This window comes from Alteromonas sp., from assembly GCF_984505615.1.
On record NZ_CFHOXV010000003.1, the window covers coordinates 142,938 to 150,505 of the forward strand.

The window sequence follows — 7,568 nt, forward strand, 5'->3', positions numbered from 1 at the left end:
CGCTGAGGACTGACAATGACAGCACAGCCGTGGTCAAAACAAGAATTCGAACAAAAACTTCGCGCTAAAGGCGAGTACTATCATATTTATCACCCCTTCCACATTGCAATGAATAAGGGGGAATGTACCAAAGAGCAGATTCAGGGCTGGGTAGCAAACCGTTTTTATTATCAGGTGTGCATTCCGGTTAAAGACGCAGCCATTCTGGCCAATTGCCCGGATATGGCCACACGCAGAAAGTGGATCCAGCGTATTCTTGACCACGACGGTGAAGACGGTGATCCGCGCTTAGGTGGCATCGAAGCCTGGCTGAGGCTGGGTGAAGCTGTGGGCCTGGACCGTGACGATATGTTGTCGGAAAAACACCTGTTGCCAGGGGTTAAATTTGCCGTGGGTGCTTACGTGAATTTTGCCCGCCGTGCGACCTGGGAAGAAGCAGCCTGCTCTTCTCTCACTGAGATGTTCGCTCCGGAAATACACCAGAGTCGTCTGGACAGCTGGCCGGGTCACTATCCGTGGATTGATAAGGAAGGCTTTACCTATTTTCAGATGAGATTAAGTCAGACCAGACGTGACGTCGAACACGGCTTACAAATCACGCTGGACCATTTTGTCACCCGCGAACAACAGGAAAAAGCATTGAATATCCTGCAGTTCAAACTGGACGTTCTGTGGTCCATGGCAGATGCTATCAGCCTGGCTTACGAGTACGGCCGTAAACCCTACACGGGGATCGGCGACCAGTCACTTTGTCACAAGGGGTTACTATGACACGCATCCCGAAGCGCAACCGGTTGTATAAACTGCAATTTGAAAAAGCGCAGAATTGCTACGTCCTGCTGTTCCCGGAAGGTATGGTGAAACTGAACCCCAGTGCTTCAGAGATCCTGTTGCAGGTCGACGGTGAACAGTCTGTTGACGATATCATTACTGCATTAAAAGCAAAGTTTCCGGAAGCCCCGGAAGATATCGGTGACGATATCACCGCGTTTTTAAGCGATGCCGAAAGCAAAGACTGGATCCATTATGTCTGATGAAACGAATACACCGGCCGCCGGTCCGCCGCTGTGGTTACTGGCAGAGATCACCTATGCCTGTCCCCTGCACTGTGCTTACTGTTCAAACCCCTTAAACCTGACAGCAAAAGAAGAGGAAATTGACCTTTCTCACTGGCTGCGGGTACTGACAGAAGCCCGTGAAATGGGAGCCGTGCAACTGGGTTTCTCAGGCGGTGAACCGTTACTACGTAAAGATTTGGAACAAATGGTCAGCCATGCGTCTGAACTTGGTTTTTACACCAATTTAATCACCTCCGGCATCGGCATGACAGAAAAGCGTATCGCTGCTTTAAAAGAAGCCGGACTCGATCATATTCAACTGAGTTTTCAGGCTGCGAATGCAGAAGATAACGATCTTATCGGTAACCGCAGGCATTCGTTTGCGCAGAAGCTGGAAATAGCCAGACTCATCAAGCAATACGACTATCCCATGGTCCTCAATTTCTGCCTGACGGCGCAGAATATCCATCAGATTGATGATGTGCTGACCCTGGCCTGTGAGCTGGATGCCGATTTTGTCGAACTGGCAACCGTACAGTATTACGGCTGGGCTTACGTAAACCGCGATCAGTTATTGCCCTCAAAAGCGACGCTGGAAGAAGCGGAAGCAAAGGTTAATGCTTTCCGTGAAAAGCAGAGCGGTAAAGGGCCAAAATTTATTTTTGTATCACCGGACTACTACGAGGACCGCCCAAAAGCCTGCATGAACGGCTGGGGTTCAACCTTCCTCACAGTCACCCCGGATGGCTCAGCACTGCCCTGTCACAGCGCGAAAATTCTGCCGATGACGTTCCCGAATGTGAAGGAGAAATCCCTCAACGAAATCTGGTATTCGGACTTTTCCTTCAACAAATTCCGCGGCACAGACTGGCTGCCCTCCCCTTGCCGCGATTGTGATGAGAAGGAGAAGGATTTCGGAGGCTGTCGCTGTCAGGCTTACATGCTCACCGGCGATATGCATCAGGCCGACCCGGTCTGCAGTAAGTCGCCCCATCATCACACCATCGAAGCCGCGATTGAGAAAGCGGCACGTAACGAAGACAAAGCGGTGATTTTGCGGGATCCGAAAACCAAAATTGATATTGTGACTGTATGAGCAGGTGACGGAATGTCTCCCTCACCTGCCACCGTCATCCAAAAATGTTCCGGCCCCGCGGCCCCGTTTACCGGCGTATTTGCACTGCCAACGCCGGTGAATGAGGCTTCCGGCGTGGCTCACGTGTGTGAGCATCTGGTTTTCAGGCGCTCTCTGCACTTCCCCGAAGCCCATAACTTATTCGCCGCGCTGGCGTTACTCCCCCTTCGTATCAATGCCTCTACGCAAGATGAGATGACATTTTACTTTGTCGAAACGGACCATGAGGCATTGTTTTATCACGCCCTGTCGTTTCTGTACTCAGGCTTACTCAATCAGCAATATTCAGATGACGATATACGGCGGGAAAAAAACGGCGTTATCTTTCAGGAGCTGGATTTCTACGAGCAAAAAGCTCCCTACCGGCAACATGTGGCATCGCTGCTGGAGGAAGGGAAATACGGTGAGGCTTTTACCGGCGGCTTCACCGGCACAGTGCCGCAGTTAACGACTGAAGCCGTCAGGCAGTTCAAAAGCAGGTATTACCGGCCGGACAATATTACGCTACTTATCAATAATGGCGACACCGGCAACATCGCTGACAAACTTAACACAGTCGCCGGGGATTATGGCTACAGTGTCCCTTGTCAAATCAAGCCGGAATCCTTAAGTGTACCGTCAGAATTTACGCCTGATAACAGTGATTCAGACAAGCACTCAGAAGAAGTTAAACGACTTACGGGTTATTACAAAGCCACGCTGGAGGTGCAAAATAATGTCTCTGTTAATGCTGCGAAGTCTTCAGCCATAAAGTTCGCTGCCCCGACGGAAAAGCCGGATTTTGAGGCACTGTTCCGTGGCGGAAAGCCCGCCCTTTTACCACCGCTGATTTCAGATGAGACAGCTTCACTGGTCACCACGGCAACATCATTTCATCAGGCATTTCTTCAGAGCACGGCTAAAGACTACCCGCCCCTGCCCCGTTACGTGCTGGCGCAGTGGCCATCGTTAGTGAGTTTTGAGCAAATAAAAGCAGCGAACAATGACTGGTACATCGCTTTTCCGTTCAGCGACAGCCGAAAAGCAGCACTGGATAAACTATTAATGCAGTCCGGTTTCTGGTCTCCCAGGATAAGCGGGCATTGCTATGCCATGGGAACCGGCCGGGCCGGCGACATGCTGGTTTGCTATTTTATCAACGACAGACTGGCAGATAGCAGAATGGAGTATTGCCACTGGCTGATTACAGCCCTGAAGTAGACGGGGCCGGGAGCTTTCACTGAAAACGGGCAGAGACAAAAAAGGCAGGTAATTAACCTGCCTTATTTCGTTATGTGCCCATGCGCTGTTATGCGTCAATGCGCTCAGGAAGCAGCAAGCTCTGCGTCTGGCGCATGCTTTTGCTGTTTAGAGCCAACCGACGCGAACCAGGCAATATACAGGTAACAGAACACTGGTACGATGAACGCCAGCTGCACACCCATACCATCAGCCATTACACCCTGTAAAAGGGGAACAAGTGCGCCGCCCACAATAGCCAGACACAGCAGACCGGATGCCTGAGAGGTGTGTTGTCCCATGCCTTTCAGTGACAAGCTGAAAATGGTCGGGAACATGATAGAGTTGAACAGGCCCACCAGCAGAATTGCCCATACCGCAACCTGACCGGATGTCATCATAGCTGTAATGATAAGTACCATGGCGATAACCGCATTACCCGTCAGTACTTTGCGTGCACTGACCCGCAGCATTACATAACTGCCGACAAACCGGCCAACCATGGCACCGCCCCAGTAATAAGCGACATACGCAGAGGCAGTTTCTTCGCTCATGCCACCAATATGGCTCTCACCGAGGAAATTCACAAGGAAGCTGCCGATTGCCACTTCACCGCCGACATACAGGAAAATACCCAGTACACCGAACAGTAAGTGAGGATATTGTTTCAGTTGCGCAAAAGAGAGCGGCTTCACCGGCTTTTCCTGTGATGCAATCACCGGCAACGAGGTTTTCGACACGATCACCGCTAGCAAAATCAGAAATGCCGCAATGCCGATATAAGGAATTTGTACCGCTTCAGCGTGGGCTTCTGCAGTAGCGTTCGCTGCCAGACCGAAAATAAGCAAGCCGCCAAACAAAGGTGCCACTGTGGTGCCCAGTGAATTAAATGCCTGTGTCAGGTTTAACCGGGTTTCAGCTGTTGACGACGGACCCAGCGCCACTACGTAAGGGTTTGCTGCAACCTGCAACAATGTGATGCCGGAAGCCAGCACAAACAGTGCCGCCAGGAAGAAGACGTACTGGGCAGTGGCTGCTGCCGGATAGAAAAGACCAGCGCCTGCAGCGGTGATCAACAGGCCGGTTACCATGCCCTTCTTGTAGCCAATGCGGCCCACAATGCGTCCTGCCGGAATTGAGCAAATAAAATAAGCGCCGAAAAAGCAGAACTGAATCAACATGGCCTGGGTGTAGCTCAGATCGAACTGCATCCGCAAATGTGGGATCAAAATGTCATTCAGACACGTAATGAATCCCCAGATAAAGAAGATGCTTGTCATTACTGATAAAGCAAACTTCGGTGTTGATGTGCTATTCGACTGAACGTTGTCTGATTGAGGTAGAGGCGAACCAGCCATAATGTACTCTCTTTTTGATATTGTTCGTTGTTATTGCGTGAAGCGATAAGCGGTCAGCGCACGGCACTGCACGTTATCAGTCAGGTACTTTTCCCTGCCCGAACAATATGCGTCTGCCTGGTTGAGCAAATCTTTTGTAGGGTGTTGTTCTGGTTCATAGCGGGGCGCAAAGTGCCTAAATACTCAGTGAAATGACATCGAATGTCAAACAATGAATTCACAATTTGTTAACTGCCCTAACAAAAAACATAATTGCATATCACTGAATATCAGATATAGCCAAAATTTATAGGATTTCCTATGCCGGTACATTGCCCGCTGTGCCCGATAGCGACATAATCAGCCTGTGGTTGCTCCCTGCCGTTTTCATCAGATTGCCGGCACAGCCAGCCGGTCTCAGCACGCTATTTTCCCCCACTTTCTGTTTAAGGACGACACTTACGCCATGACAGGGTATTTTCTGCAAGCTTTCATCTATCTGGTTGCTGCGGTCATCGCAGTGCCGCTTGCCAAACGTTCAGGGCTGGGTTCTGTGCTCGGGTATCTGGTGGCCGGGGTTGCCATCGGGCCGGTGCTCGGACTGGTAGGAGATGAAACCACAACGATTCAGCATTTTGCCGAGTTCGGCGTGGTCATGATGCTGTTTCTTGTGGGGCTGGAACTGGAACCCAAATCATTGTGGGCAATGAAAACCCGGTTGATTGGACTGGGCGGGTTACAACTGCTGCTCACAACTGTTCTCATCACACTGCTGGCGCAGGCTCTGGGACAAACCCTGTCGGTGTCGCTCACCATCGGCCTGATATTTTCACTGTCTTCCACTGCCATTGTGCTGCAAACCTTTCAGGAAAAAGGATTACAACAAACTGAAGGCGGAAAAAGTGCTTTTTCGGTTTTGCTGTTTCAGGATATCGCTGTTATTCCTATGCTGGCACTGATACCGCTCCTCGCGCTACCCGAATTAGCTTCTCAGCATACTGACAGTGGCAGCCACGGGAATAATTTCAGTCTGGTGGAGGGCTTACCGGCCTGGCTGTACGCCATCGTAATTATTGCATCTGTGGCTGTTGTAACTGTTGGCGGTCACTATCTTAGCAGACCATTATTCAAATTTGTGGCTTCGTCAGGCTTACGGGAAATTTTCACTGCAACCGCTCTCATGCTGATGGTAGGTATTGCTGCGCTGATGAGCCTGGTGGGATTATCCCCCGCATTAGGCGCCTTCCTTGCCGGTGTTGTGTTGGCTAACAGTGAGTTCCGCCATGAGCTGGAAGCGAATGTTGAACCCTTTAAAGGGCTGCTCCTCGGGTTATTTTTTATCACTGTTGGCGCCGGAATTAACGTAGACATTCTCACTGACAATGCACTTATCATACTTGGCCTTACCCTCACCGTCATGCTGGTGAAATCGCTGGTACTGTTTGTCGTCACCCTGTTTTTTAAACTCAAAGCTGCGAATCGCTGGCTGTTTGCTCTCAGTCTCGCTCAGGCCGGTGAATTTGGCTTTGTGCTGCTGAGCTTCTCTGGTCAGAACGCTGTATTACCGGCGGGACTGATTGAAATATTGTCACTGGTCGTTGCTTTCTCCATGTTCTTAACCCCGGGGCTGTTCATTCTTTTCGATAAAGTTATTATGCCCCTGTACACTGGGCGCAGTAACCGTAGAAAACCGGATGAGATAAAAGAAAAAGGCACGGTGATCATTGCAGGGATCGGTCGTTTCGGACAAATCGTAAACCGCCTGCTGTTAGCCAATAACATTAAAACCGTCGTACTGGATATCCGCTCTGAACAGATTGATAACATGCGCCGTATCGGCACTCAGGCCTATTTCGGAGACGCATCCAAACCCGATATGCTGCACACAGCGGGTATCGAACACGCTTCGATGCTGGTTATTGCCATCAATGATAAAGAAAGCAGCATCGACATGGTGAAATACATCAAGCATGCCTATCCCCGCGTTAAGGTATTATCCCGCGCCTTTGACCGCGGACACGGCTACAGACTCCGGCAGGCAGGTGTCGATTTTGTGGTGTCAGAAACCTACCATTCAGCGCTTGAAATGGGAGCTGAAGCGCTCCGGTCATTAGGCATTCACCCCATTCAGGCGAAGAAACAAGTTGCGGCTTACAAGGCTATTGAAGCGAAGCAAAGTGATACGCTCTATGCGGCCTGGTTAGACGATGCCAGTGGCGAGCGCATAGACAACAATTTTATAAAGCTGTTTATCCAGCTCGAAACGTTAATTCAGGAAGCCCTGAAGGAAGCAGAAAAAGAGGCCACACCTCACATTCATCATCAGGAAACGGTGGTAAACAGTGACGATGAATCTGTGAAGAAATAGAGAATCATCAATTCTAAATGGTAATCAATCTCATCAACGTGGGATTTTCTGATTTTCCTGTTATGATGTCGCGCTTTTCAATCCGGAACGAATGTCATGCGCTATACCGCCCTTCCTTTTCCCCTGTTGCTGCTGAGTCAGGCAGTGAATTCTCATGGTCTGAGTATCGAACATATTGAGGTAAATGGCAGGGAAACCCGTCTCATAGGGGAAGCAATTTCGGCTTCAAATGGTATAGCAGGTCAGGATGAAATCAGTACCCGCCCTATGCTCCGCACCGGTGAAGTTCTGGAACTCGTCCCGGGCATGGTTGTCACCCAGCACAGTGGTTCCGGTAAGGCTAACCAGTATTTTTTGCGTGGCTTCAACCTTGATCACGGTACAGATTTCAGCACTACCGTTAACGGCATGCCGGTGAATATGCGAAGCCACGGCCACGGGCAGGGCTATAC

7 protein-coding genes are annotated in these 7,568 nt (G+C 50.2%); 6 read left to right on the top strand and 1 reads right to left on the bottom strand.

Annotated features, from left to right (window positions below; genetic code table 11):
• Positions 1–15 precede the first annotated feature (15 nt).
• Genes pqqC through AC4PME_RS03745 form a run of 4 tightly spaced genes read left to right on the top strand, consistent with a single transcriptional unit; the run spans position 16 to position 3,393 of the window.
• On the top strand, positions 16–771 hold the full coding sequence (gene pqqC, locus AC4PME_RS03730; RefSeq protein ID WP_491044962.1) for a pyrroloquinoline-quinone synthase PqqC: 756 nt from the start codon (positions 16–18) through the stop codon (positions 769–771).
• The gene (gene pqqD, locus AC4PME_RS03735; protein ID WP_119502098.1) at positions 768–1,034 is read left to right on the top strand and encodes a pyrroloquinoline quinone biosynthesis peptide chaperone PqqD; all 267 of its coding nucleotides are present in this window, start codon (positions 768–770) and stop codon (positions 1,032–1,034) included. Before pqqC ends, pqqD begins: the two co-directional genes overlap by 4 nt.
• Positions 1,027–2,154, top strand: a complete 1,128-nt coding sequence (pqqE, locus tag AC4PME_RS03740; RefSeq protein ID WP_491044963.1) for a pyrroloquinoline quinone biosynthesis protein PqqE — start codon at positions 1,027–1,029, stop codon at positions 2,152–2,154. The genes pqqD and pqqE overlap by 8 nt, the downstream gene beginning before the upstream one ends.
• Before the next feature lie 12 nt (positions 2,155–2,166).
• Positions 2,167–3,393 (top strand): insulinase family protein, encoded by a 1,227-nt coding sequence (locus tag AC4PME_RS03745; protein WP_491044964.1) that lies wholly within the window; start codon positions 2,167–2,169, stop codon positions 3,391–3,393.
• A 104-nt stretch (positions 3,394–3,497) separates the two neighbouring features.
• On the opposite strand, the gene AC4PME_RS03750 is transcribed toward AC4PME_RS03745, so the two are convergent.
• Positions 3,498–4,769 carry a sugar MFS transporter gene (locus AC4PME_RS03750; RefSeq protein WP_491044965.1) on the bottom strand — a complete coding sequence of 424 codons (1,272 nt, stop codon included), beginning with the start codon at positions 4,767–4,769 and terminating at the stop codon, positions 3,498–3,500.
• 445 nt (positions 4,770–5,214) lie between these two features.
• Between AC4PME_RS03750 and AC4PME_RS03755 the strand changes: the two genes are divergently transcribed.
• Together AC4PME_RS03755 and AC4PME_RS03760 are read left to right on the top strand one after the other, a co-directional pair.
• Positions 5,215–7,116, top strand: a complete 1,902-nt coding sequence (locus AC4PME_RS03755) for a monovalent cation:proton antiporter-2 (CPA2) family protein (protein ID WP_491045017.1) — start codon at positions 5,215–5,217, stop codon at positions 7,114–7,116.
• A 96-nt stretch (positions 7,117–7,212) separates the two neighbouring features.
• Positions 7,213–7,568 (top strand): TonB-dependent receptor plug domain-containing protein (locus tag AC4PME_RS03760; protein ID WP_491226058.1); only part of this gene is annotated, 356 nt, incomplete at its 3' end.

Coding starts and splice junctions, on each gene's coding strand:
- pqqC (WP_491044962.1), top strand. CDS start 16: ATGACAGCACAGCCGTGGTCAAAACAAGAATTCGAACAAAAACTTCGC.
- pqqD (WP_119502098.1), top strand. CDS start 768: ATGACACGCATCCCGAAGCGCAACCGGTTGTATAAACTGCAATTTGAA.
- pqqE (WP_491044963.1), top strand. CDS start 1,027: ATGTCTGATGAAACGAATACACCGGCCGCCGGTCCGCCGCTGTGGTTA.
- AC4PME_RS03745 (WP_491044964.1), top strand. CDS start 2,167: ATGTCTCCCTCACCTGCCACCGTCATCCAAAAATGTTCCGGCCCCGCG.
- AC4PME_RS03750 (WP_491044965.1), bottom strand. CDS start 4,769: ATGGCTGGTTCGCCTCTACCTCAATCAGACAACGTTCAGTCGAATAGC.
- AC4PME_RS03755 (WP_491045017.1), top strand. CDS start 5,215: ATGACAGGGTATTTTCTGCAAGCTTTCATCTATCTGGTTGCTGCGGTC.